The sequence below is a fragment of the Chloroflexota bacterium genome, assembly GCA_035652535.1.
Lineage (GTDB): Bacteria > Chloroflexota > UBA6077 > UBA6077 > SHYK01 > DASRDP01.
In genome coordinates, this window is record DASRDP010000150.1 from 70,491 (window position 1) to 92,921 (window position 22,431).

The 22,431-nt window shown below is 64.9% G+C and carries 19 protein-coding genes; 6 read left to right on the forward strand and 13 right to left on the reverse strand.

What is annotated here, in order from left to right:
- Positions 1-2: 2 nt before the first annotated feature.
- From VFC51_18560 to VFC51_18595, 8 genes are all read right to left on the reverse strand, one after another.
- Positions 3-1,664: a glycosyltransferase gene (locus VFC51_18560; protein HZT09028.1), complete on the reverse strand. Its 1,662-nt coding sequence runs from the start codon at positions 1,662-1,664 to the stop codon at positions 3-5.
- The gene (locus tag VFC51_18565) at positions 1,652-2,950 is read right to left on the reverse strand and encodes a glycosyltransferase family 4 protein (protein HZT09029.1); all 1,299 of its coding nucleotides are present in this window, start codon (positions 2,948-2,950) and stop codon (positions 1,652-1,654) included. The genes VFC51_18560 and VFC51_18565 overlap by 13 nt, the downstream gene beginning before the upstream one ends.
- Positions 2,937-4,382, reverse strand: coding sequence for a phosphotransferase (locus tag VFC51_18570; GenBank protein ID HZT09030.1), 1,446 nt, complete (start codon positions 4,380-4,382; stop codon positions 2,937-2,939). Before VFC51_18570 ends, VFC51_18565 begins: the two co-directional genes overlap by 14 nt.
- A 122-nt stretch (positions 4,383-4,504) precedes the next feature.
- Complete coding sequence (locus VFC51_18575; GenBank protein ID HZT09031.1) at positions 4,505-5,413, reverse strand: glycosyltransferase family 2 protein; 909 nt, start codon at positions 5,411-5,413, stop codon at positions 4,505-4,507.
- Positions 5,414-5,425: 12 nt separating this feature from the next.
- Positions 5,426-6,616, reverse strand: a complete 1,191-nt coding sequence (locus VFC51_18580) for a glycosyltransferase family A protein (protein ID HZT09032.1) — start codon at positions 6,614-6,616, stop codon at positions 5,426-5,428.
- The gene (locus tag VFC51_18585; GenBank protein ID HZT09033.1) at positions 6,613-7,728 is read right to left on the reverse strand and encodes a glycosyltransferase family 4 protein; all 1,116 of its coding nucleotides are present in this window, start codon (positions 7,726-7,728) and stop codon (positions 6,613-6,615) included. Before VFC51_18585 ends, VFC51_18580 begins: the two co-directional genes overlap by 4 nt.
- 653 nt (positions 7,729-8,381) lie before the next feature.
- Positions 8,382-9,116, reverse strand: coding sequence for an isochorismatase family protein (locus tag VFC51_18590; GenBank protein ID HZT09034.1), 735 nt, complete (start codon positions 9,114-9,116; stop codon positions 8,382-8,384).
- A 792-nt stretch (positions 9,117-9,908) separates the two neighbouring features.
- Entirely contained in the window at positions 9,909-10,859 is a 951-nt protein-coding gene (locus VFC51_18595) for a methylenetetrahydrofolate reductase (GenBank protein ID HZT09035.1), read from the reverse strand.
- A gap of 575 nt (positions 10,860-11,434) precedes the next feature.
- Between VFC51_18595 and VFC51_18600 the strand changes: the two genes are divergently transcribed.
- Both VFC51_18600 and VFC51_18605 read left to right on the forward strand, forming a co-directional pair.
- Positions 11,435-11,872: a hypothetical protein gene (locus tag VFC51_18600; GenBank protein HZT09036.1), complete on the forward strand. Its 438-nt coding sequence runs from the start codon at positions 11,435-11,437 to the stop codon at positions 11,870-11,872.
- Between the two features lie 133 nt (positions 11,873-12,005).
- Positions 12,006-13,313: a cation:proton antiporter gene (locus tag VFC51_18605; protein HZT09037.1), complete on the forward strand. Its 1,308-nt coding sequence runs from the start codon at positions 12,006-12,008 to the stop codon at positions 13,311-13,313.
- A gap of 5 nt (positions 13,314-13,318) precedes the next feature.
- Here the strand turns inward: VFC51_18605 and VFC51_18610 are convergent, their stop codons facing one another.
- The 3 genes from VFC51_18610 to VFC51_18620 all read right to left on the reverse strand — a co-directional run bounded on the left by VFC51_18610 (position 13,319) and on the right by VFC51_18620 (position 16,800).
- Positions 13,319-13,753: a hypothetical protein gene (locus VFC51_18610; GenBank protein ID HZT09038.1), complete on the reverse strand. Its 435-nt coding sequence runs from the start codon at positions 13,751-13,753 to the stop codon at positions 13,319-13,321.
- Between the two features lie 117 nt (positions 13,754-13,870).
- Entirely contained in the window at positions 13,871-15,577 is a 1,707-nt protein-coding gene (locus VFC51_18615) for a peptide ABC transporter substrate-binding protein (protein ID HZT09039.1), read from the reverse strand.
- A 5-nt stretch (positions 15,578-15,582) separates the two neighbouring features.
- The gene (locus VFC51_18620) at positions 15,583-16,800 is read right to left on the reverse strand and encodes a Rieske 2Fe-2S domain-containing protein (protein ID HZT09040.1); all 1,218 of its coding nucleotides are present in this window, start codon (positions 16,798-16,800) and stop codon (positions 15,583-15,585) included.
- A 167-nt stretch (positions 16,801-16,967) separates the two neighbouring features.
- Between VFC51_18620 and VFC51_18625 the strand changes: the two genes are divergently transcribed.
- From VFC51_18625 to VFC51_18640, 4 genes are all read left to right on the forward strand, one after another.
- Positions 16,968-17,474, forward strand: coding sequence for a hypothetical protein (locus VFC51_18625; protein HZT09041.1), 507 nt, complete (start codon positions 16,968-16,970; stop codon positions 17,472-17,474).
- Between the two features lie 387 nt (positions 17,475-17,861).
- Positions 17,862-19,448 (forward strand): ABC transporter substrate-binding protein, encoded by a 1,587-nt coding sequence (locus VFC51_18630; GenBank protein ID HZT09042.1) that lies wholly within the window; start codon positions 17,862-17,864, stop codon positions 19,446-19,448.
- A gap of 109 nt (positions 19,449-19,557) precedes the next feature.
- Entirely contained in the window at positions 19,558-20,226 is a 669-nt protein-coding gene (locus VFC51_18635) for an isochorismatase family cysteine hydrolase (GenBank protein ID HZT09043.1), read from the forward strand.
- Positions 20,227-20,257: 31 nt separating this feature from the next.
- Positions 20,258-21,349: an LLM class flavin-dependent oxidoreductase gene (locus VFC51_18640; protein ID HZT09044.1), complete on the forward strand. Its 1,092-nt coding sequence runs from the start codon at positions 20,258-20,260 to the stop codon at positions 21,347-21,349.
- Between the two features lie 66 nt (positions 21,350-21,415).
- Here VFC51_18640 and VFC51_18645 read toward each other — a convergent pair whose 3' ends face one another.
- A complete protein-coding gene (locus VFC51_18645) occupies positions 21,416-21,826 on the reverse strand; it encodes a hypothetical protein (protein ID HZT09045.1) in 411 nt (136 codons plus the stop codon).
- Positions 21,827-22,107: 281 nt separating this feature from the next.
- Positions 22,108-22,308, reverse strand: a complete 201-nt coding sequence (locus VFC51_18650; protein HZT09046.1) for a helix-turn-helix transcriptional regulator — start codon at positions 22,306-22,308, stop codon at positions 22,108-22,110.
- Positions 22,309-22,431 lie beyond the last annotated feature (123 nt).

Here is a 22,431-nt window from a genome sequence, read left to right on the forward strand (position 1 = left end):
CGCTACCTCGCGGCCATTCGCGGTGTTCGGCCAAACCAGACGGCGACGGCGAAGGCCATTGGTGAATCGGTTCCGTAGACCTCCGTGCGGTGCAGCGCCGTGGGCCGTGTGCCTGGGTCGTTCGGCCCGCTGCGAACGGTGCAGGCGCCGCGAAAACCTGCGCGAGCCGCGGCGTGCTCCGTTCGCTCGTCATGCTTGCCGTATGGATACGCAACGAGGTGGACCGGGCTGCCCAGCTCTCGCTCGATCGCATCGCGCGAACGCGCGAGCTCCGCGTCGATTTTCTCGGGGGTCGCAGCGCGGAGGTCGGCGTGAGTCTGCGTGTGGGACCCAAACGCCGCTCCGCGCGCGTGCAGATCTCGTACGTCTGCCCACGTCATCAGCGGGCGATCTCTCAGACGGCCGGTTAGATCCCAGCAGTTGCGCGTGCCCACGTTGCCGGCGACGAGAAAGAAAGTCGCAGAGAATCCGTATCGCTCGAGGATCGGCCACGCCCGAGATCGACCGTCGGCGTAGCCGTCATCGATGGTGATGACGACAGATCGAGCGGGAGGCAGACGATATTCGCGGAGGTACCGAACGAGGTCGTCGAGGGGAAGCACGTGGTAACCGGCGCGGCGAAGCCAGGCCATTTGGCGGTCGAAGCGCGAGGCGGGCACCACGTACCGGCTCGGTTCCTCCTCCTCACCTCCAAAGGCGTGATACATCAGGACCACTGGCCCACGAGTGAGACGTCGCCACGTATCGCGATCCGTCACGGCTCGCCGTACGCCTCGCCAATAGGCGTACCGGTCGACCATCTGGTACCAGATTGGAGACCGCTTTTCGCCGAGCAAATGGCCGAGTGCCACGAGCGGACCGACCGGAACCCCAAGAAACAGCACGGTGCGCCGCAGCACCGTTTCCCAGAGGCCCGCCTCCCCGAATCGCCCGAGACGTATCTGACGGAGCATCGGCGGATGGCGTGCGTAGAGCTGGACGCTGGCAATCCCGGCGCGCTCCGTGTCGCGAGCGATCGCCGAGCCGTTTTTCCGATAGATCTGGATAGCCCTCGCGTCTCCCAGATACTTCACCGCGAGCCCCAGCTTCACGAGACGATAGCCAAGCTCTACGTCGTGGCTGCGTGCGAGATCAACGGCAAACCCGCCGACCTTCCGGAAGGCGTCCCGAGGAACGGACAGATTGCCGGTGTAGCAGTCCATATAGGTCGGGGCCCGGCTGCCACTCTCCAGCTCCGCGTAGTGCCGCTCCCACCAATCGGCGAAGCTCCGCGTGTAGCCGTCGGTCCGCCGGGGAAGCTGTAGACCGATCTGGCCAATGCCCACGATTCCCTCTTCGGTGGTCTGCGCCCGCAAGTGGGACGCGATGAGCGCCGGACCAGCCACAATGTCGTCGTCGGTGAATAGGCAATATCGGCCAGTGGCCGAGGCGACCCCTCGGTTCAGGGCGGCCCCCTGGCCGGTGTTCGCTTGATGGATGACCGTGAGCTTGAACGAGGGTCGAAAGCGTGCGAGCGTATGGGCCGTCGCGTCGGTCGACCCGTCGTCGACGACGATGACCTCGTAGTCATCAGCCGGCTGTGTCTGATGGTTCAGGGCCTCGAGGCAGCGCCGGACCATCGGCGCCCGGTTGTACGTGGCGACCACGACGCTCAGCGCGACCACGCGACCGACCTCGCATTCGTCAGCTGCTCGTAGAGCCGCTCGTAACTCGCGGCTGCAAGGTTCCAGCCAAGATTGGCGCACGCCCATTCCCGCGCGTGGATGGCCAGCGTGACCCGCTGCGCCGCGTCCGCCAGCAGCCGCGTTATCGCGTCGGCAAATTGCTCGTCGGTCTCGGCCAGAAGGACCTCCTTGCCGTCGCGCATATCCGCGAGCCCTTCGAGCGCAATCGGGGACGCAACAAGCGGCTTTCCGCACGCGAGCGCCTCCAGAACCTTTACCCGCATGCCGCCCCCACGGCGAATCGGAGCGACGACGACCGATGCCGCGTCGAGGAACGGCGTCACACTCGGCACACGGCCGGTGACGGTGACGCTCGCGTTCGCCAGCGCCACGACGTTCGCCGGTGGATCGGCGCCGACCAGGTCCAGATGGGCGTCGGGTACCCGATCCCGCACGGTCGGGAAGATGTCGCGCGCGAGTCGAATGGCCGCGTCGACGTTCGGTGGGTGGATGAAGCTGCCAACGAAACAGACGCGGGGTGGCGAGCTGCCGGTGGGATTGAGGGGCTCATCGGGAATCGTTGCCCCGAGCGGGATCTGAGCGATCGGCGTGCCTGGAGTTGCGTGTTCTACCGCTCGCCGGTCGCGAGCCGTAAAGACCACGGCTGCCTGCACGTGCTCCAGGGCGTGACGCTCGAACCGTTCCCAGAGGGCAACTTCGAGACGAGCCGCCGCGCTCGCCACGAATCCCGTTGCCGCCGATGCGCGCTCCCGCGCGGTGAGGGTTCCCGGCTCGTGGATCGTAAGCAACTTGGGCACTCGCGGATCACAGATCGAAAGGTACTGCGCCATCACCAGATGCTCGATCTGAATGATGTCCGGACGCCACTGCGCGATCGCCCGCGCGGCAGCACGCCGGAATTTACCTGTCTGCCAGTCGGCGGTCGCCATTGGGCGGAGCCGAAGCATGGCAGCAAGCCTGCGACGGCGGGCCTCCCATTCAGACCGAACGGTCGGACGCGGCACCTCGATCACGAATGCGCACGTTCGGCGAAGCCCCTCGCTCATGGGAGGCTCGCCCTCTGTCTGGAGATAGAGGACCGCGACGTCGTGGCATCGAGCGATCATTCCCAACAGCGCGGCCGCGACACGACCGCCTCCGTGCACGGCGTCGGCGGAGGGCGAGCACGGCAGTAGAACCAGGATACGCCTCCGGCTGGTCGGCCTCCGCGTCCGTCCGATCTCGCGCTTCAGCAGCATCGGCGCTCCCGCGTCACGCGGCCGCATGAACGGGCCCTCCTGCTTGGCCCGTCACCAGCTCGCGCGTACGGTCTGCCACGATGCCGAGGAAGGGCCGTGGAGCGTCAGCGCCGCGACGGCGAACCTCGTTGGCCGCGTGCTGGATCCAGCACGCGTCGAAACTCAGCGCGGCGACGTCCGGGGGCACGCCGAGACATTCGCGGAGCCGCCGCTCGATCTGCGCCGCGATTCCCGTGTATCGGCCGTGCGCGCCGAAGCACGCCTCGTAGCCTCGCTTGCGGTCGGTGTATCGCGCGGCGGCAGCAGCGATGTCCGCCAGGGCGTAGGAGAAATCGAGCATCGGCAGAGACTCGGCGCGGGCCGTCTCCCAGTCCAGGATCCCCAGCGAGCGGCCGGGATCGATCAGCACGTTCCACATCGTCAGGTCGTTGTGGCTGGCGACGAGCGGCGCCTGCTTTCCGCGTACGGCGGCGCAACGGGCCGTGAGGTGTGCGATCAGCTCCGCCCCGTGGTCAATGAAGGGGGAGACGATGGACGCCGGGTCCAGCACCTCGCGCTCCAGGAGCCGCTGCTCCAGTGGGCGGATCGAGACCGTTTCGCGATTCCAGCGCTCGAGCCAGCCAGTGACGAGCATCGCGACCGTTTCCATCCGCTCCCGACCGGATGCCAGCAGTATGGCCGCTGGGGCGCCTTCCAGCGGTCGATGGAGGAAGACGCGGCGACCGTCCGGCAACTCGCGTATCTGCGCGTTGGGCACGCTCGCGCCCGCAGTCTCCGCGGCGGTGGCATGCTCGCGAATCAGCAACGCCTCGCGCTCCAGCGCGGAGTCAACGCTCCTCGACAACGGCAGCTTCGCAATGCACCGGAGGTGCGCCGCGGAACCGACCAGATGGACCACCGCCTGAGGCTGACGGGTCGTGGCGCCGATCACCAGCCCGCCACGCATCGCTCGATCGCTAAGGAGATCGAGCATCCATCGACCGACGCGAGGAGCGCCGGGCCGCATGAAGAGAAGCGCGGTGGGCCGCCAGTACAGCCCCACCAGCGTGCGAAGGAAAGGTGCTCCTGCAGCTGCCGCGGCCAGTCGACCACGGCGCACGGTCAGGGGAATCAGATGCGACGCGGCATAGGCCACGGCGTCCGCCTCGAGCGGGATCACGAATCGCGTGTCCCGCCAGTTGGGCGCGTGCAGCATGGTGAGACGCCGCTGCAGGCCGCGTTCGCGAAGAGCCCGATACGTCTTGGCCCTCCAGCGCCAGGGGACGTGGACGTAGACGAGCCCGTCGTCCGCGAGCCTGCCCTGGACTGCGCGCGCCGCGGAATCCAGCCAACCCGATGCCTGACATTCGGTCGCGGATGGGGAGAGGACGATAAGCCCGCAGTCCCCATCGCGGACCTCGCCGCTGGGAGCACAGAGACGCGGGGGACATGCCGAGCCAAGCACCAGGGAAGCCCTCACCGCTCCCTCCGGATGCAGGAGCGCGAGTGGCGACGGACTCCAGGCGTCGCAGGGGTCGGCGGACGGCGCCGGGGCGATCGGCGATGTCTTCGCAGCGGCGAGATCCACGGACCGCATCCTCACTAACGGACAGCCAGCGCCCGCTTCCAGACCTGAATCTGCTCGGACAGGATCGCGCGCTCGCGCGGCCCACGGGCCCCTGCAATGCGGAGCGCGTCGCGGACCAGACGAAGCGCCAGGCCCGGTCTCATCACGATCATGAGCGCGATGAGACGGTGCGTCGGGTAGTTGCGTCGGTAGAACAGGACGCTGCTCTCGTACCAGCGCACGCGCATCTCCGCGGCCCGCTGAGCGGTGCTGCTTGCGCCCAGATGTGTGATGGACAGGGCCGGGGAGAAGTGCACCTGCCAGCCGGCCTTGTGCAGCCGATAGCAGAGGTCGACCTCCTCGAAGTACATGAAATAGGACGGGTGAAAACGACCAACCCGGTCGAACGCAGACCGCCTGATGGCCAGCGCCGCTCCCAGAACATACGGAACGACCCGTGACCGATCGTGCGGCCAGCGTCTGAGCGAGCGAGACTGCAGAACCGGTAATCGATCCAGGAGCCAGTTCTCGATCTGTTCCTTGATGTACAGGTCAAACGGCGACGGAAATGGGAAACACGAGCGCTGGAGCGCGCCGTCGGCGTTGACGAGCCGCGGTCCCACTACGGCTGCGCGCGGGTGAGCCCCCATGTAGTCCTCGAGTGCGGCGAGCGATCCATCTACGAGGCGTGTGTCGCTGTTGAGCAACAGCACGTGCGGCGAGCGGCTGCGTTCGATCCCCTGGTTTGCGGCGGCGCCATAGCCGACGTTGGCCGAGTTCCCGATCACCTGAACGGAGGGGAATTCCTCGCGGACCATCTCGGCGCTTCCATCCGTGGAGGCGTTGTCGACGACGATTGTCTGCGCCGCACCAGCGGACTGGAAGCTGTCCAGGCAGGACCGGAGGTCCTCGCGGGTGTTGTGGTTCACGACGACGATATCCATGCTGGCTGGCGGCTACGGGCGCTGGTTCGCGAAGACGGGCGAAGTCCAATCCGCGGCGTCTTCGCGACGTGACGCCTGAGGGTATGGAGGCGGATGGCGGGGTGCCGCCGATAGATGGCTGACCCCCGCGCGCGGCCGTCGAGGTTTCCACTTCGCTAGCAGGCGGTTTATCCGTCCCCTCGTTTCCGGGTAGAAGAACGCGCGGGCGAGCCTTGGCGCCAAGCGCTGTGGGACAAACAGCATGGCCGCGAACCAGATGACGTGCAGGGCCCGTATGGGCGCAGAGATATCCCGACGCTTCCAGGCGGCAACTGCGCCGTTGAACGCCACTTCCAGGAGCGTTTCACCGGGGATTGGGTGCGTCGCGGGAGCGAGCTTCATCGAGGCAGTCCGATAGGCAAGGAACGTCATGTTGACCATATCGGTCGCCCTCGTAGGGAAATCTCGGACGCCGAGACGGTCGGCAAGGGTTCTGAGATGCTCGTGGGATTCGAGTGCGCGGCGGATGGTGGCTTGGAGGTTCGCCGCGTTTGTACGGCTCGTCGCGTAATTGTTCGCAGCGTGGAGTCGATACGTGCCCCCCACAACGTCGAGAGAACGGACCGGGCCGCAGAGGGCCGCCGCGCGGGTCAAGTACTCATCGGCGCACAGGCGGAACGTTCGCTCCGGGATCGGGAGGACCCTGCGGAGGACGGCGGCCGAATAGGCCGCGCCGCTCGTAGGGGACCAGCCCGTATGGTTGTCCAGAGATGCCAGATCCTCGCGAAGGTCGCCGGTGGGCATGGCCACGTGCATTGGAGGCCTGAAGTCGACGGTGGGCGATCCGTCTGCGCCGACGACGGCCAGGCGGTACTGGACTAGGGCCGGCCGTGGGTCGGATGCGAAGGCGCGAACGACCTGGGCGATGATGTCCCGTCCCAGTGTGTCATCCGCGTCGAGGAAGACGACGACGTCGCCTCGGCTGCGGGCAAACCCCGCGTTGAGCGCGGCTGCCTGGCCAGCGTTGTCCTGAAACACCGCCACGACGCGCGCCCCGTAGCTGGCGATGACCGATCGGGAATCGTCCGTCGATCCGTCATCGACCACGATGACCTCGGTGCTGGGATAGGTCTGGGACAGGGCGCTGACCATGGCGTCCGGAAGGAATCGCGCGTAGTTGTAGTTGTCGATGATGATGCTGACGAGCGGTCGATTTGCGCTCATCGCGCGGCCACCAGACCAGACTTATCGGGGCTTGCCGCCACCGATTGATAGACCCGTAGCACGCCTGCCGCACACTCCTCCCAGGTGGGGAGTGGCACTCGCGAGGTGGAAATGGGGTCCGCAATCTGCTGGATGATCGCGGCCGCGATTTCGGCGGGCGTGCTGCTCAGCGGCACGGACCGCGCCTGACCGGCCACGGCGAACTCGCGGAGCCCGGAAGTGTCCGCGACGAGCACCGGGCGCTCCAGAGCGAGCGCTTCCAGGACAGCGATTGAATGCGCTTCGTATTCACTCAGGAGCGTGACCAGCGACGCCTGAGATAGAAGACTTGCCATTCCGGCTCTATCGGAGGCCGAAACGGGCCCGATTGACACGCGATCGGCAACCCCGTGCCGCATTGCCAGGCGATGGAGGCTCGCCTCATACGGACCGGCGCCGGCGATCCGAAGCCGCACGTCAGGGATACGGTCGCACACGTGCGGCAGGGCTTCGATCACGCGGTGGTGGCCCTTGTATCGCTCCAACCGACCCACGGAGAGGATCAGGGTCCCGATCGGCTCAACCCTCGGCTCCGAAGGGCGAGCGGGCAGGTTGGAGCCATTCGCCACAACGTCAAAGCGCGTCCTCTCAATGCCGAGGTGCCGGGAGAAGAAATCGGCTTCGAACCTGGAAACCGCTACGAGCGCGGCCGCGCGAACCAGAAGCGGCCGCAAGGCTGCGCGCTGCAGACCCCTGAGGGCGTGTCGAAGGCGGGACGAGGTGCCGCCGCTGTGGAACGTAACGACCAGCGGAATGTCCAGACGTAGCGCGCTCATCATCGCGATTGGGGCGACCAGCGTCTGGTAGCCCTGACAGTGGACGATGTCCCACGTGGACTCCTTCATCGCGGAATAGATGCCCGGAGCGAAGTAGTAGTCGCGATCGGCCGGGTAGGCGCGAACGCGACGGACGTGAACGCCATCGAGGCAACACTCCGCTTCCATCTCGCCGGTGAGATCGGTGGTGAGGACGGTGATCTTCACGCCCTGGCGTGCGAGCCGCACCGCCACTTCGTGGGCGTGCGTTTCCACGCCGCCGATGAGGGGCGGATAGCGTGGAGTCGTGACCAGCACGCTGAGCTCGTGAGGTTGGGCGGCCAGTCGGTCTGGTGCGCGGGGACCGTGTGCGGTTAGCAGAGTTATCCCTCGATGAAGCAGGGCACTCGTTGCTTCCCAGAATGCGGGGGCAAATCGGCGAGCAGTGGCTCGCTGAGGCTCAATTTCAGTGTAAGTTCCGTCAGCTCGTTTCGGGCCTGGGTCCGCGTGACAGTTTCGTGTAAGGACAGGACGAACCAGGTTCTGGACGGCTCTGAACGCGTTCACGCGGACGCGAACCCTGAGCCGAATGTGCGTACGTGCGTTGGAGGCGGACGATGCGGGGCGCACTATCGCGGGAACGAGCCTGCTGCCAAGAGCCTCACCGTGTTGGCGGAGTCAGGTGGCGGGCCCGGAGGGATTCGAACCCGGCGACGCGGAGCAACGATCTCTTGATCTATGAGTACGTCATGGGCGACGGCTGGGGGCACGCTCTCCTCGACGAGAAGATCGTCCCTGCCGAGGGGAGGGAAGCACGCGCAGTCTGACTTGCAGGAAAGCGAGCTTGTCCGCCTGAGGACTGTGGCGGGCCTGGCGGCCTGGCCGATCTGCTGGAGATCATTAACGCGGATCGCCCATGGAGTACGCGAACCGAGGGGCGCCACGATCCCGCAATCGTGATCGGCCTCCGCTTACTCGAAGGTGATCAGGTCCGAGCGACTGAGTGTGACCGCCTCGGGTGCGAGCGGAGTGTTGCTCGCGTTGGTCCGACCGGTCTGGGTTAAGAGCTGATACCACGCCACGAGCTCGTCGAACCCGGCCGCGATGCCGGGCGATGCGTCCACCGGGACCACCACGGTGTAGCCGCGCATGGTCGCTGCCATGGCCGTATACATCACCGCGCGGTTGGCCGCGAAGCCGTCGATCACGAGCGTGTCGATCCCACGCCGGCGCAGCGTGCTCTCGAGGGTCGTCTCGACAAACTTATCCGGCCCATTCCCGGGGATCACGATCTCCTCGGACCGCCCCGGCTGTCGCCCCGGGCGATCGGGATTTCGATTCGCCCGATCGCCGGGCACGCCGTCTATCGGGGCCACCTCGGGGAGTTGCGCGCTCGATCCGGTGTGCACAATGAGCACCCCGCTCGCCCGAGCCCGCGCCAGCATGGCGGCAGCGGCCGGGACCCCCTCCATGCAGCGCTCGAACCGGGGGCAGGTGTTCTCCACGAAGTCGAGCGACAGGAGCGCGGTCGTGTCCGGATCGACGTTCACGGCCACTGGAACCGGAAGGGCCGGCAGCTGCATCTGCGGCTGCGCGAGGACGGTGGTGGAAGCAAGGATCAGCGCGCTCGCGCCGACGGTGATCAGGAGTACCGCTAAGCGCTGAAGTGTCGGAGCCAAGTGACCGAGGGCGGCCGGACTTGCCATGGGGTTTCTCCATCAGGGTATTAGCTCTCGGCGAGAGTATGGCAGCCCACCGTCCCGGTCAACTCCGGGGTGGCCAGGCCACCGACTCGCCCCATCTGGTCCTCGTGTGCGGTAGCTTTGTCCGAGAAACACGCGCGATGAGAGTGTCATTCGGGCCGTGAGATGATCGATCTCCCGTAATGGAGGCTTCGACGAAGCCTGAAGCGCGCGCCCGCACTGACATCGACACCGCCCTCGAACTGGGCGGCTGGATGGTCCAAGATCGGGACGCCGTCAATCTCCCTGCCAGCCGCGGCGTGACTGTGCGCGAGTTCCCACTCAAATACGGGGAGGCGAATTACCTCACTGGAGGAACTCGACGCGCTCGTCGCGCCGGCGACCGTTGGCCAGGGAACAACCGCCAAGCAGCTATCCGACGAACTGCTCGACGCCCTGACAAAGGCCTACCGGGAGGCAGCCGCATCAAGGAGCCCGGTGCTCGCAAAAGTCGAGCCTCACACACCAGAGGTGACGGATAGGCCATGGCCCCTGGCCTCTGGATCACCCGTCAACCTGGCGAGGTAGCGATGGTCGCCGCGGCGGTCTGGCAGGACGGTTTGAAGGGCAGCGTCCCAAAAACGGACGTTACTGGAGAATCCATCGCGCTGCCATCCGTGGTTCGGCCGAGAGAGCGGATTGATCGCGCAGTCGTCGTCTTCGAGCGCCTTCCCAGCACCGGCAGCCGCGATGGGCGCCGCGATCGCCGCATTGTTCAGTGCCCATAGGGCGCGATCGCGGATCGGGGCACCGTGGTCAGCCCTTGCTGACGGCTGACGCGAGGACCGGGGTGTCGGCGATGTGGCGTATCGCTTCCGAGGCATCGATGCCCATGAGGTGGACGCCGCGGACGCCGTCGACGGCTCGGAGTTGCTCCACGAGCTCGCGGGCGATGGCCAGCCCCTCGGCCTTCTCGTCGTTCGCGCTCGCCATGCGCTCGGCCATGGCGACGGGCATGACGACGCCCGGCACCTTGCGCAAGAAGTCGGCTCGGCGGGCGGAGTCGAGGTAGAAGACGCCTGCCAGGACGGCCACGCGGTCGAGAATGCCGTTCTCGCGCAGCACGTCGATCCAGCGCGAGAAGCGGGCGACGTCGAACACGGGCTGGGTCTGGACGAAGTCGACCCCGGCGGCCAGCTTTTCGGCGGTCGGCATACGGGCCGGGTCGGTCTGGGCGAGGTCGCGCTCGGGGTCGCCAGCCGCGCCCAGGAAGAGCGCGGGGGCGTGGGCGAGCTTGCGGCCGGAGAGCAGCGTGCCCTGCCGCAGCCCGTTCGCCGCGGCCAGGAGCGACGTGCCGTTCAGCTCGAAGACGGGCTTCGCGTCCGGGTGGTCGCCCTCGGCGGGGTTGTCGCCCGTGAGCAGCATCGCGTTGTGGATGCCCATCGCCGGCAGCCCGAGCAGCTCCGACTGCAGGGCGATCTTGTTGCGGTCGCGGCACGTCATCTGCACGATCGGCTCGACGCCCTCCTCCTTCAGCACGAAGGCGGCCGCGATGCTGCTCATGCGCACGATGCCCCGGGTGCAGTCGGTCAGGTTCACGGCGTCCACCGCGCCCCTCAGCAGCCGCGCCTCGGTGCGAACGCCCTCGGGGTCCGCGTGGCGCGGCGGGTTGATCTCGGCCGTGACGACGAAGTGGCCATCGCACAGCCGTCGCGCCAGTCGGCTTGGCGAGGATTCGGGGACCGCGCTGCCGCTCTGCCCTTCCAAGAACCGAACCTCCTGATCAGTTGCGCCGGTGGCCGGGAACGGCGTGCACCGGTCGCGAGCTGCTCTCATCGTTGTGAACCATCAGCGATGCCGTGCCACGACATTAGGGATCGGTTAGGATCGATGGGTCTGACACGGTCGCGGGGCGAACCGCCATGTATCATCGCTCGAAGCGGCGGGATATCCTCGGCGGAAAGGAAACCGTACTAGACTTCCGTCCCTTCCTTGATGTCCTGATCAAACAGCTGCTTCCAGCTGCTTCCCATCTAGCACTTCTCGGGACGACCAGTTGACCTCCTCCATCTATTCGTTTCGATAGGTATGATCGGCAGCGGGTGGCGCCCGTCCGGGGCTAAGATTGGGGGTAGCTCCATGTGTGCCACCATGTCGGGCGATCTCGCGAGGCTTACGCGTTTGTCACAAGGTCAACCTTGAGCTGCGACCGCCTGACGCTTACACGGCGGCCGGATGCCCGATCGATGACACCAAAATCTCCGGTTTGCGAGAGCGCCTCGCCGCGGTGGGCTGAAAGTGGGATGCCCGTGCCCGAACAGGCTGATCGAGGGCCTGACAAGATGTCCGAACCGGATCAGGGTGATCACGGGTCTCCATCCCTTGGACGATTTCTGTTCATCGGCAGCAAGGCATTCGGCATCAATCTTCTCCTGTTGCTCGGTCTCCATCCGCTGGTCCCCATTGCCATCTTCGTCCCATTCGGCACTGGCTTCGCCACCGGCTGGCAGATTGAAGCAACCTGGCTCCAAGGGTTCTTGCTTGGAGCCATCATGGGGCTGTGGATGACATTCCTCTGCAGCCTGGTTGTGCTGGGCATTGTCCTGTTGAGCGCCTCAAATCCCAGTGGACTGCTTCAAGGCGGAGGGTTAGGGACCGCCCTTATCGTTGGATCACTGGTCTTCCACCTCACCACTTTCGCCGGCGTGGGAGCCGGATTTGGGGGTCACCTCGCGCGCAAGGAGCGAGCCGCGCACGCACTGGGCGCAGAAGACGGCTGAGCCGAGGACGCGCACGAACGTTGCGTCCTGGCCAGCCCGGCACCCGTTCTGGCTGCGCACTGTGCCACTCCATGGCCTGTTGTTTGCAGGAGCCGGGGCCGTTTTCCTGCTGGTTTGCGCTCAGAGCCAACCGATGTTCGATCGCTCGACCTTGTCCAGCGGCTCCGTTCCCAGCGGGCAGCGGCCTGATTCGGTGCTGTCGGTCCTTCTGGCGCTGATCTTGATTGTGGTGACGGCCAGAATCATAGGTTCGGGACTGAATTTGCTGGGGCAGCCCCCGGTCATCGGCGAGATCCTCGGCGGGATCTTGCTGGGCCCCTCGTTCTTTGGGCGGGTGTCTCCCGATCTTTCGGCGGCCGTGTTCCCCGCGTCCAGTGCCCCAATCCTGAACATGATCGCTCAGCTCGGAGTCATACTGTACATGTTTCTGGTCGGCCTCGAACTGGACCCCCGGCTGTTGACGCAGAGCGGGCGAGCGATGTTCGCGATCGTCCATGCAGGCATCGCCGCGCCGTTCGCGCTGGGTTCGTTGGTATCTCTCGCCTTGTATGCCGCAGTAGGGATCGCGGGCACCCCGTTTCCCAGCTTCGCACTTTTTGTGGGAGCGGCGGTCTCGGTCACGGCGTTTCCAGTTCTGGCGCGCATTCTGACCGATCAAGGGATCAGCCGAAGCCCGTTGGGCCAGCTTACGCTTGGATGTGCAGCGTTGGGGGACGTTGCGGCCTGGTGCCTGCTGGCCCTGGCGGTCGCCGCGGATCAGGCACACCCCAGCTCCGCGCTTTCCACGTTGTTGCTCACCGTTGGCTACGTCGCGGTCATGCTCGCGATCGTTCGCCCCCTGCTGTCCCGCACCGTAGCCGATCTCGAACGACGCGGACATCTCACCGATGGCGGACTTAGTATCATGGCGGTTGCAGCGCTCGTGTCGGCGCTGACCACCGAGGTCATTGGCATCCATGCGATCTTCGGAGCCTTCCTCCTCGGGGCGGTCGTTCCCCGAGGACGAGTTTCCGAGGAGGTGACCACGCAGACCGAAGGAATCGTGCGGGTGGTTCTCCTGCCGGTCTTCTTCGCCTACACCGGTCTCCGCACGCAGCTCGGACTGCTCACGACCGGCGAAGAATGGGCGCTGTGTGGTGCCATTTGCGCAGTTGCGACGGCGGGGAAGTGGGGCGGCAGCCTGCTGGGGGCGCGCGTTGCGGGCCTGGGGTGGCGCGATGCCGCAGCCGTGGGCGCGCTGATGAACACCCGCGGCTTAGTTGAGCTGATCGTCCTCAACATCGGCCTGGATCTGCATATTCTGTCACCGACCCTGTTCGCGATGTTCGTCATCATGGCGTTGGCCACCACGACGACGTCTCCCGCTTTCTTTCGGCTCGTGGCGCGAGCTGACGTGTGGCGATCCGGCGAGCAGCGCACCCTTGTACCGCTGGCTGGATGAGCCCGCTACTCGCACGAAACGAACGTCGTGCCGCCTATCGAGTCATGGTGCCGACGCTTTTCGGAGTGAACGGGACGATCGATCTGTTCGAGCGCGTTGGCGAGCAATTCGTAAACGGCGGCACTCATGCCCGCGACTGGTGGATAACGGCCGATGGTTGACGCGGCCTCAGCCAGGCGATGGAGCACCGCTGCGATGTCCTTCTCCGGAATGGTTGATACCCGCGCGCCACGGTAGTTGCTGAGCACGGCCTGGATCGCTTTAGGCAGGCGCCTTTCGTCGATAGTCCCATCTACGAGACGGTAGGGCAGATGCCAGGTTGACGGCTTCGATGCGTCGCCAACGTGGGCGAAGCATTCAAGCGGAAGCCGGTTGGACGGAGAACCAGGTATGTCAAAGTGGGCGGCGCTGACACTCGCATTCTTGCGCCTGGCGGCCATCCCGCTGTCGCGAGCCGATCCAGCCCTTGCTCTTGTGCAGGTGCTTGCCGTGGTGTTCGGGCTACCCGTCGCGTCCGGGTGGTTCGGAGCCAACGTTGCACAGGCTCGCCGAAGGTTTCACTTCAGCTCCCACTGCTCGACGTTCCAGGCGATCGAGCCGTCCCGAGCGACCTTGACCCCGCGCAGCGCCGCGACGTGGGCCACGACGTCCAGGCTGTAGTAGAGGGGCAGCACCGGCACCTCCTCGCTCATGACCTGGGTCATCTGCACCATGGTGTTGGTGCGCGTGGCGAGATCGAGGCTTGTGGCGAGCGTCTCTGCCAGACGGTCGTACTCCGGCTTCGACCAGCCACCGAAGTTGATGCCGCTCCAGCGGTTCTCCGCGGTCGCCCGCTTGGCCGAGGTAAAGTCCATCAGCCAGTCATCTGGCTGGCCCACCGTGCTCCAGTTCATGAGGCCGGGGAAGCTCGCGCGCGTCTGATTGTCGAACGGCCGCGGGAGGATAAAGGGATGGGCATCGATGCCGACCTGCCGCAATGCGTCGGTGAGCACTCCAACCTGGACTGAGCTGTCGCCCCCCTCTGTAGCGCGCCACTCCAGGCTCAGCGGCCCCTCAGCCGCCCGCCCGTAGATCCCGTCTGCGCCCTTCGAGAATCCCAGTCGCTCCAGGAGGTCCTGCGCCTGCCGAGGATCATGGGGGTACTTGGTGGCCGCCCGCAGCATCGACGGAAACTGCGGCGCGCGCTCTGGGGCGAACACCTCTGCCGGGGTACCCTGACCCTCGTAGAGGGCATCGGCCAGCGCCTGCTTGTCGATGGCATGTGCGATGGCCTTGCGGAAATCCGGTTCGAGAATCGCGCGCGGGCTCGCCGCCTCCGGCCGCAGCTGGAAGCGAGTAAACCGCACCTGCGCCGGGGTGTAGAGCACCGTCCCTCCGTCGCCCGATGCCCATGCCTGTTGGAGGATCCGACCCGTCTCGAAGCGGATGGTGATATCGGCCACGAGGTGCGCGGCGCCAGAGAGCAGCGACGCTGTCACGGCATTTGGGTCCTGCTGGAAAATCAGCCGAAGACGGTCGATCTTCGGACGACCGAAGACGTAGCGGTCGAAGGCAACCCCTTCGATGAAGGCGCCCGGCTCCCACTGGTCGATGCGATAGGCGCCGAGTCCCACGTAGGCCTTCGTCCAGAACGGCAGGTTGTCCCATTGCTCGGGCGTCACCTGCTGGTACAGCGGCTCCAGGACGTGGCGCGGCAGCGGCCGGAACTCCTCGGAGAGCAGCCCGGCGTATGGGTAGACCTCGCGCCAGTGCACGATGAAGGTTTGCGGGTCGGGGGCTGTGGCTTGGTCCATCAGGCTGTCCGGTGGCGCCCCGGGCGTGCCGACCGTGGGCCCATATTGCAGATCACGATGCACCTGCCAGGCAAAGACCAAATCGTCTGCCGAGAACGGCTCACCGTCGTGCCAGACGAGGTTCGGCTTGAGCCGATACGTTGTTTCCATCGTCCCGTCCGGGTTCACCTGCCAACTCGCACTGCCCAGCTGGGGCAGTACTTCGGCGAGTTGCGGCTGAGGGCTCCCCTCACCATCGCGGATCATCAGCGTCGCGTTGAAGAACCGCGGGCTCGTATCAATGCCAATCCCTCCCGATCTGCCCATGGAGGACGGCTCGGCCCGAGCGATGAACACGAGAGTCCGGCTCGCTTGCGCAACGGCGCTGCTCGGCCCTTGCGGCTCCGTTCGGCTCACGGGCTGGACCGGCGAGCTCCCGCACGCCAGCAGCACGGGGAGGATTCCGAGAAACAGGAGCAGTCGGCCGCTCACCGGCGTCAGCTCCACGCCGCCTGCCGCCCACGCGGGATCACCGCCTCTCGAGGCGCCATAGCCGTCGCCGTCGCCTCGTCGGGCTGGCCCACGAGCCGAACCCGGCCCATCGTGACGTCGATCGGCTCGTGCTCGGGGTCCCGGATGATGCCGGTCGGATCGAGTCCCTCCATCACCCGCTGGATGTTGTGCCGCAGAAGCTCCCGGAGCAGAACGATCCCGCGGTCAGAGGTCGCGAGGCGTTCGTTCGTCCGATCGGTGATCACCCCTTGGGTTTCCCACATCACGTGGTCCTGAGCAGCAATCTGGCCGAAGGGGGCATAGAAGCGGAACTGCGCTTCGGGATGAAGCGCCTCCGCAGGGGTCTTCAGCGGCGGAAGGTACTCGTAGATGGCGTCGTCGGTTTCGACCAGGTTCGCGTCAGGCCGCACGCGGTAGCCCTCGCCCACGATGAACACCAGGGTGTGGGTGTCGTCCACCGGCGTGCGGAGCCAGGTGGTGCCAAGGTAGGTTGGCCAGACGAACGGATGCTCGTCCACCATACCGTTCTTATAGACACGGCGCTTCATGATGCCGTATGGCGTCTCATAGAAGTCGAAGGTCAGCACGTCGTCGGTCGTGCCCCGCGTGCTGTTGATGGGGACTAGCGGTCGGTTGGCCACGTCCTGGTGCAGGATCTGCAGGTGTGCCGGGTCGAGTGCGTTCTCAACGGAAGAGAGGTAATTGCAGTCCAGCATGGGGTAGACGGTGACCCGCATCTTGCGGTCCACGCGCACCCACTCCCTGTACCGTGGCAGCGCTGGAGCTGGGCTTGGCCCGAGATAGGCGAAGTACAGGCCGGCCGCCCGCTGGACGGGATAGGCCTTCATCTTGACGGTGAGGGAGAACTTGCTGTCCGCCGGCTCGGCCGGGGTCTCCAGGCAGTTCCCCATCGTGTCGTACAGCCAGCCGTGGTAGGCGCAGCTGATCCCTCGCTCCTCTACCCGCCCGTAGAGCATGCTGGCTCCCCGGTGGGCGCAGTGGTCCTGGATCAAGCCGACGTTCCCGCTCTTGTCCTTGAACAGCACCAGGTCCTCGCCGAGAACGCGGACGAACTTGGTCGGCTGCTCGTTCGTCAACTCGCACGCCGGGGCGATCGGCTGCCAGTACCGGCGCAACCACTCGCCGGCTGGGGTTCCCGGGCCCACTTGGGTGAGAAAGGCGTTTTCCTCTTGCGTCAGCACAGAACCTGCTCCTTCAAATGGTTGACCGCTCAGGCCGGGTCAACGTGCTGCGTGTTGACGCGGGCTCATACGGGCTCGCCGTCGTGCCAGTTGTACTGCATCCGGTGCGCCGAAAGCGGAGGCGGGCGGGTTGCCCCAGGCGTGGCTCGGAGCTTTGCGGAGACTTCTTGTACCAGCAAATGAGAAAGATCGAGGTCGAAGTCCTCGGCACGCTGGACTCCACGAAGCAGTTCTTCTTTTTCGGCAATGCACCGGGCATGGCATGGGTTCCGACGGGTCTTATCGTTAGTGCATGTCACTGGTACGCGGTCTCCGCATGCAACTACGTGCGTCTGGTCGGCTGGCTGGGAACCACCGAAAACCCGAAGCTCGCGGGGGAGTATGTCAAGCGCGTGATGCCCGAGGTCCACCTATGGCGCAACAAAGTCGCTGCACATTTCGCCAGGACATCTCCACGAAAGGAGGACACGGTGGCTGATCTGATTTCCAGCGTCATGTTGCCGATCTCGTTCGACGACGACCGGTATTTTGTGGGCTCGCTAACGTTCGCCACGCAGGGAAGCAGCGCTCATCAAGGCATGCGGTGGAGCCTAACAGAGACCCACGAAGCCCTTCGGGAGCGGTACTGGCCCAACCCCCCTACAAGGCCCTCCGAGCCAACTGAAGTGCAATAGTCGGCGCCACAGATCCTCCCGCGCTATCCACGGTTCGGTCCTCGTGGTAGGCCTTTTGATCCAGTCACCGCTTTTTTTGATCGCCTCCGCGTTCGCCGATAAACTAGCCGCCAATGGCGGACCAATGTGGAAGCCTTGAGTCCGCTGTCTCTTGCCGGGCGGGGTGCTGTCATCATCGCGATCAAGGCTGACGCAGCGCTCGACCGCGGTCTCATTCGGTCGGGCCCAGCAGTTCGGACCATCCGTTGAGAGGTGATGTTCTTTATGAGCAGGATGGCTTGGCCAACGATCATCGGCCTATCGGTGCTCCTCAACGCTTGCACGGCCGCATCCCCCGTACCGTCGACTACCCAACCATCCCAGCCCGCACCAATGGCGCAACGCACCTTGGCGATCGCGATCCGCGCGGAACCTACGTCGCTGTCGCTTCGCCCGCCACGTGAGACATTCGCCGACGTGCAGCACACGGCGATCTTCAACGCAGACATTGCTATCGCAGACGACCGGGGAAGTCCTGTTCCTTACCTGGTCGAGGCACTCCCCCAACTCAACTCCGACAGTTGGCGGGTGCTTCCGGATGGTCGCATGGAGACGACGTATCGACTGCGTCCGAACCTCACCTGGCAGGACGGGACGCCACTCTCGGCTGAAGACTTCGTGTTCAGTTTCCGAGTGTACGGGACCCCTGATGTTGGCCTGGCGCTCCAACCGCCCTTTAACAGCATCGAGCGGGTCGAAGCTTCCGACGCCCGGACATTCACAATCCATTGGACGCGACCCTACCCCGATGCTGGACACATGACCGGGAGAGATCAGAACTTCCCTGCGCTTCCCCGACAGCTCCTGGAATCGCACTTCACGAATGAACCCGTAGAGACTTTCTTGACGCACCCATACTGGTCTCGGGAGTTCCTGGGGTTGGGCCCTTACCGCGTGGTGAACTGGGAACCCGGTTCGTTCATAGAAGCGGCGGCCTTCGAAGGCCATGCGGGCGGGCGGCCAAAGATCGATCGGATCAAGATCATGTTCATCTCGGATGCGAACGCTGTCCTCGCTCACCTGCTTAGTGGTGATCTGGACTTTGCTGCTCCCTTCACGATGGCGATTCCGAATGCGTTGACCCTCAAAGATGAATGGGCCTCCAAACAGGGTGGAACGGTGCTCTACCAGGTTGGTGGCTTCTGGCACGGGCTTGGGGTTCAGTTCTTGCCTGAGCGTACGTCGCCGCAGGCCCTTCTTGATGTGCGGGTGCGCCGAGCGATTGCCCACGCGATCGACCGACCAGCGTTCAACGACGCAATGAACGCCGGGGTCGGTCTCGAGGCAGACTACTATTTACCAACTACAGGCCAGTGGGGCTCTGAGGTCCAGCGGGGTGCTGTGAAACACAACCACGACTTGCAGCTCGCAGAGCAGCTGATGCGCGAAGCGGGCTTCGAGAAGGGCCCTAATGGGGTGTATACGAGTGCGACGGAGGGCGAGTTCGCCGTCGAAGTGCGAACCACGGCAGGGCCGTATGCCACGGAACTCGCTGCCCTCGCGAATGATTGGGAGAATGCCGGCTTCAAGATCAACCAGCAGATCATCCCCCCGGCGCGCTCCCAGGATCTCGAGACCGCAGCCGGCTATCCGGGGTTGCGCCTAACGACCTCGCCGGCCACCGAGCGTATCGCGCTCGCTCCGATTCCCGGGAACATTCCGACGCCCGAGAACGGCTGGCGCGGCGGGTCGCAGATCAGCTGGACGAACACGGAATATACGCGGCTAGTCGGGCAGTTCAGCTCGACCCTGGAGCGCGCTGAGCGGGGCGACCTAATGACGCAGTTGGCCCGCGTCTTCAGCGAGGACCTGGCAGTGATCTCTCTTCACTTTCCGCCCATCGTCTTGGCTGCGGCCGCATCGCTCACGGGTCCAAAGGAAGGTGCTCCCGAGACGAACGTGTTCTGGAACATTCAGCAGTGGGAGCTGCGCTAGGTGGAGCTACTCCTGGGACTCGGCCTCTCGGCTGCGTAGCTGCAGGCTCCATCCGGCGAAACAGCAGCCGGATCTGTGGTAAGGCTAAAGGCGAAGGATGAGCGCGCACGTGACTATCAAGCCGCAATCGACGCTTGTGCTCGTCCACGACGTCGTCAATGATTTCGTGGACGTGAATGATCCAGGGTATGACCCCGGGCTAAAACTGGTACTGGACAATATTCACGTTCTCCTAGCGGCCGCTCGCAGGGCCGGTCTCGCCGTTGCCTTCATCGCGCCAGGTCAGGGCGACCCCTCCATCGGACCGGCACCTAGAGGCGATAGCGGTCGCCTGCTCTGGGGTACGGCCGGAGTCGATATTCCCGTTCAGTTCGGGCCGCTGCCCGGTGAGACGGTGGTTCGGAAGCCGCGGTGGGGAGGATTCTTCGGCAGCAACCTGATCTCCCATTTTCGCGAGCTTGGATGCGACACAATGATCATCTGCGGGCTGTCGTTGTCCGGGGGGATCGAGACAACCGTGCGTGACGCGTTCAACTTCGATCTGCAGTCGGTGGTCGTCTACGACGCCTGCTTGACCCGGGCGGTCTCCGACCAGGGTTGGGGTCCGGTCAGCCGAGAAGACGTGCTCCGCGTAACGCTGAGCGTGCTCGCGCAACGATTCGCGCGCGTGGCCACGACACGTGTGATCTGCGACGAGTTGTCGGAGCTACCACCGACTGGGGGGAGGGAGGAATCCTGGGATCCTGCTGGTTTGGCCGCAGATTCCCGGCGGGAATGACAGGTTTGAATCCAACGAGAGGAATGGCGCGATGTTGGAGCTTGGCGTCTTCATGCCGGTGGGCAACAATGGCTGGATTATCTCGAAGAGCTCGCCGCAGTACATGCCCACGTACGACCTCAATCGGCGGATCACGCAACTCGCCGAAGAGGTTGGCTTCGACTACATCTTCTCGATGTGCAAATGGCGGGGATTCGGTGGCGCAACAGGCTTCTGGAATTACACGGTCGAATCGATGATGTTGACTGCCGGTCTGGCTCCGTACACTTGTCGCGCAGGTCTGATCGCCTCGATCGCGCCGGCTATCATCCACCCGGCGGTCTTCGCCAAGATGGCGGCTACCCTCGATGATATTTGCCAGGGTCGGCTCATGTTAAACATCGTGAGTGCGGCCAATAGGGCTGAGTATTCGCAGATGGGCCTCTATCCGGCCCACTTCGAGACGTACCGTTACGAATACACCGAGGAATGGCTACACGTCGTGAAGCGCTTGTGGACCGAGGAGCACGTAACGCACCACGGACAGTACTTCCATCTGGATGACTGTATGTCCTTGCCTCATCCGGTTCAGCAGCCGTTCCCGTCCATCGTCTGCGCCACCTCTTCCGAGCGTGGTTACCGCTTCGTCGCGGAGCACTGCAACTACGCGTTCATCACGGGCAATTCGGTGGAGGAAACGAAGGCAGCCAGCCTGAAAGCGAAGGCGCTGGGGGAAGAAGTTGGGCGGCCCGTGAGGACCCAGGCAAACGTGATTCTCATCCTCGGCGAGACTGAGGATGCGGCACGGGCGATGTACCAGGACTATGTGGTTGGAGCCGACCGTGACGCGATTGACAACGTGTTCCACCTCCGGGCTCGTGACCGGACGGCTGAGCGCGTCGCGAACATGAAGGATCGGTATGAGTCGGAGGATCGGATCATTTACGGCGGTCTGACCTGCGTGGGAGGACCTGAGCACACCGCCGAGTTTTTTGAGGACTTGGCCGTGAACGGCGCCGTCGACGGAATTGTGATGGCATTCCAGGATTTCCTCGTCGGCCTACGCACGTTTGGAGACAAGGTCATGCCGCTTCTGCGCCGGCGGGGGATTGAAGTTGGGCTCCCCGAGAGCGGGATGAGATGATGGGCGAAGCCTGCGTGGGGGTGCGCAGCTAAGTAAACGAGACGCTATGGCGAGATGTTGTGCGGTCTACGCGTGCAGTAGGCCCTTGTGGCGGAGCGCGCGCTCCAGGGACGGCTGCATCTTCATCGCGCGAAACTCCTCGATCGCAAAGTCTAGGTGGCTTTTCGCCTCAGCACGCTCGTCCGAGGATCCCTCCAGCAGGAGCTCGGCGAGCGCGAGCCGCGTCAGGGCAATTTCGGGTCGGTGGCGAATCTGGGTCGCCCACGTGAGCGATCGATCGTAGTGGCGGCGCGCGGTTGCGAGGTCACCCGTCAGCGCCGCCGCTTCGCCCAGAGGTCGCGCCACATTCGATACGCTGATCTGCCTGTGGACGGCGGTCAGATCACCCAGTAGGCCGGCGAATGCCGCGGCGAGCTTGCGGTCCCGGATGATAACCGCGGCCTCCAGATAGTCGGCGAGCTCATTTGCTGGATCCATTTCGTCCTCGCTTTGATCGCGGCTCGCCTTCTCCAGCGCGGCCCGCGCGTCCTCGGACCGACCTGCATAGGCGAGCGCCAGGATGGTCGGACCCTCGCGGCGAGCGATTAGGAATCCACGATTGCGGGAATAGTCGTTCGCCGAGAGAGGGTCGTGTGGCTGTGAGTGGCGCATTTGAGTCACGCTCCTGGAAGGATCCGCTGCGAGCGCAACGGCGACGCACGAGCGCGTCATGGTGGGCAGTCGGCGGACGCCGAGAGCGAATGAAACGGGGCGCGAATCTATCCGTTCGGGGTGACGCTGTCATCACATGGGAGCAGCCGAGTGATCGGCACGCCAAGCGCGTCGGCCAAGGAGTACACGCTCAGCAAGGACGGATTGCGGACTCCACGCTCGACTGCGCTGATGACGGTGCAATCGAGGCCGGAAGCAATAGCCAGCCCTTCCTGAGAGACGCCATTCTCGTGCCGGACGTCCCGCACTGTTGGCGATCATCAAAAGTGCAGAGAGCTGATCGCGAATAGTGCAGAGCCCCGGGCAGGTCAGCGAATGATAGCAGCGCCTCCTTCCTCCGGCGGCGGGTCCTGGTAGGCCCGCATCCGGTA

Coding starts and splice junctions, on each gene's coding strand:
- VFC51_18590 (HZT09034.1), bottom strand. CDS start 9,116: ATGGCAAGTCCGGCCGCCCTCGGTCACTTGGCTCCGACACTTCAGCGC.
- VFC51_18605 (HZT09037.1), top strand. CDS start 12,006: ATGTTCGATCGCTCGACCTTGTCCAGCGGCTCCGTTCCCAGCGGGCAG.
- VFC51_18640 (HZT09044.1), top strand. CDS start 20,258: ATGTTGGAGCTTGGCGTCTTCATGCCGGTGGGCAACAATGGCTGGATT.
- VFC51_18610 (HZT09038.1), bottom strand. CDS start 13,753: ATGGCCGCCAGGCGCAAGAATGCGAGTGTCAGCGCCGCCCACTTTGAC.
- VFC51_18565 (HZT09029.1), bottom strand. CDS start 2,950: ATGCGGCCGCGTGACGCGGGAGCGCCGATGCTGCTGAAGCGCGAGATC.
- VFC51_18600 (HZT09036.1), top strand. CDS start 11,435: ATGTCCGAACCGGATCAGGGTGATCACGGGTCTCCATCCCTTGGACGA.
- VFC51_18645 (HZT09045.1), bottom strand. CDS start 21,826: ATGGATCCAGCAAATGAGCTCGCCGACTATCTGGAGGCCGCGGTTATC.
- VFC51_18575 (HZT09031.1), bottom strand. CDS start 5,413: ATGGATATCGTCGTCGTGAACCACAACACCCGCGAGGACCTCCGGTCC.
- VFC51_18580 (HZT09032.1), bottom strand. CDS start 6,616: ATGAGCGCAAATCGACCGCTCGTCAGCATCATCATCGACAACTACAAC.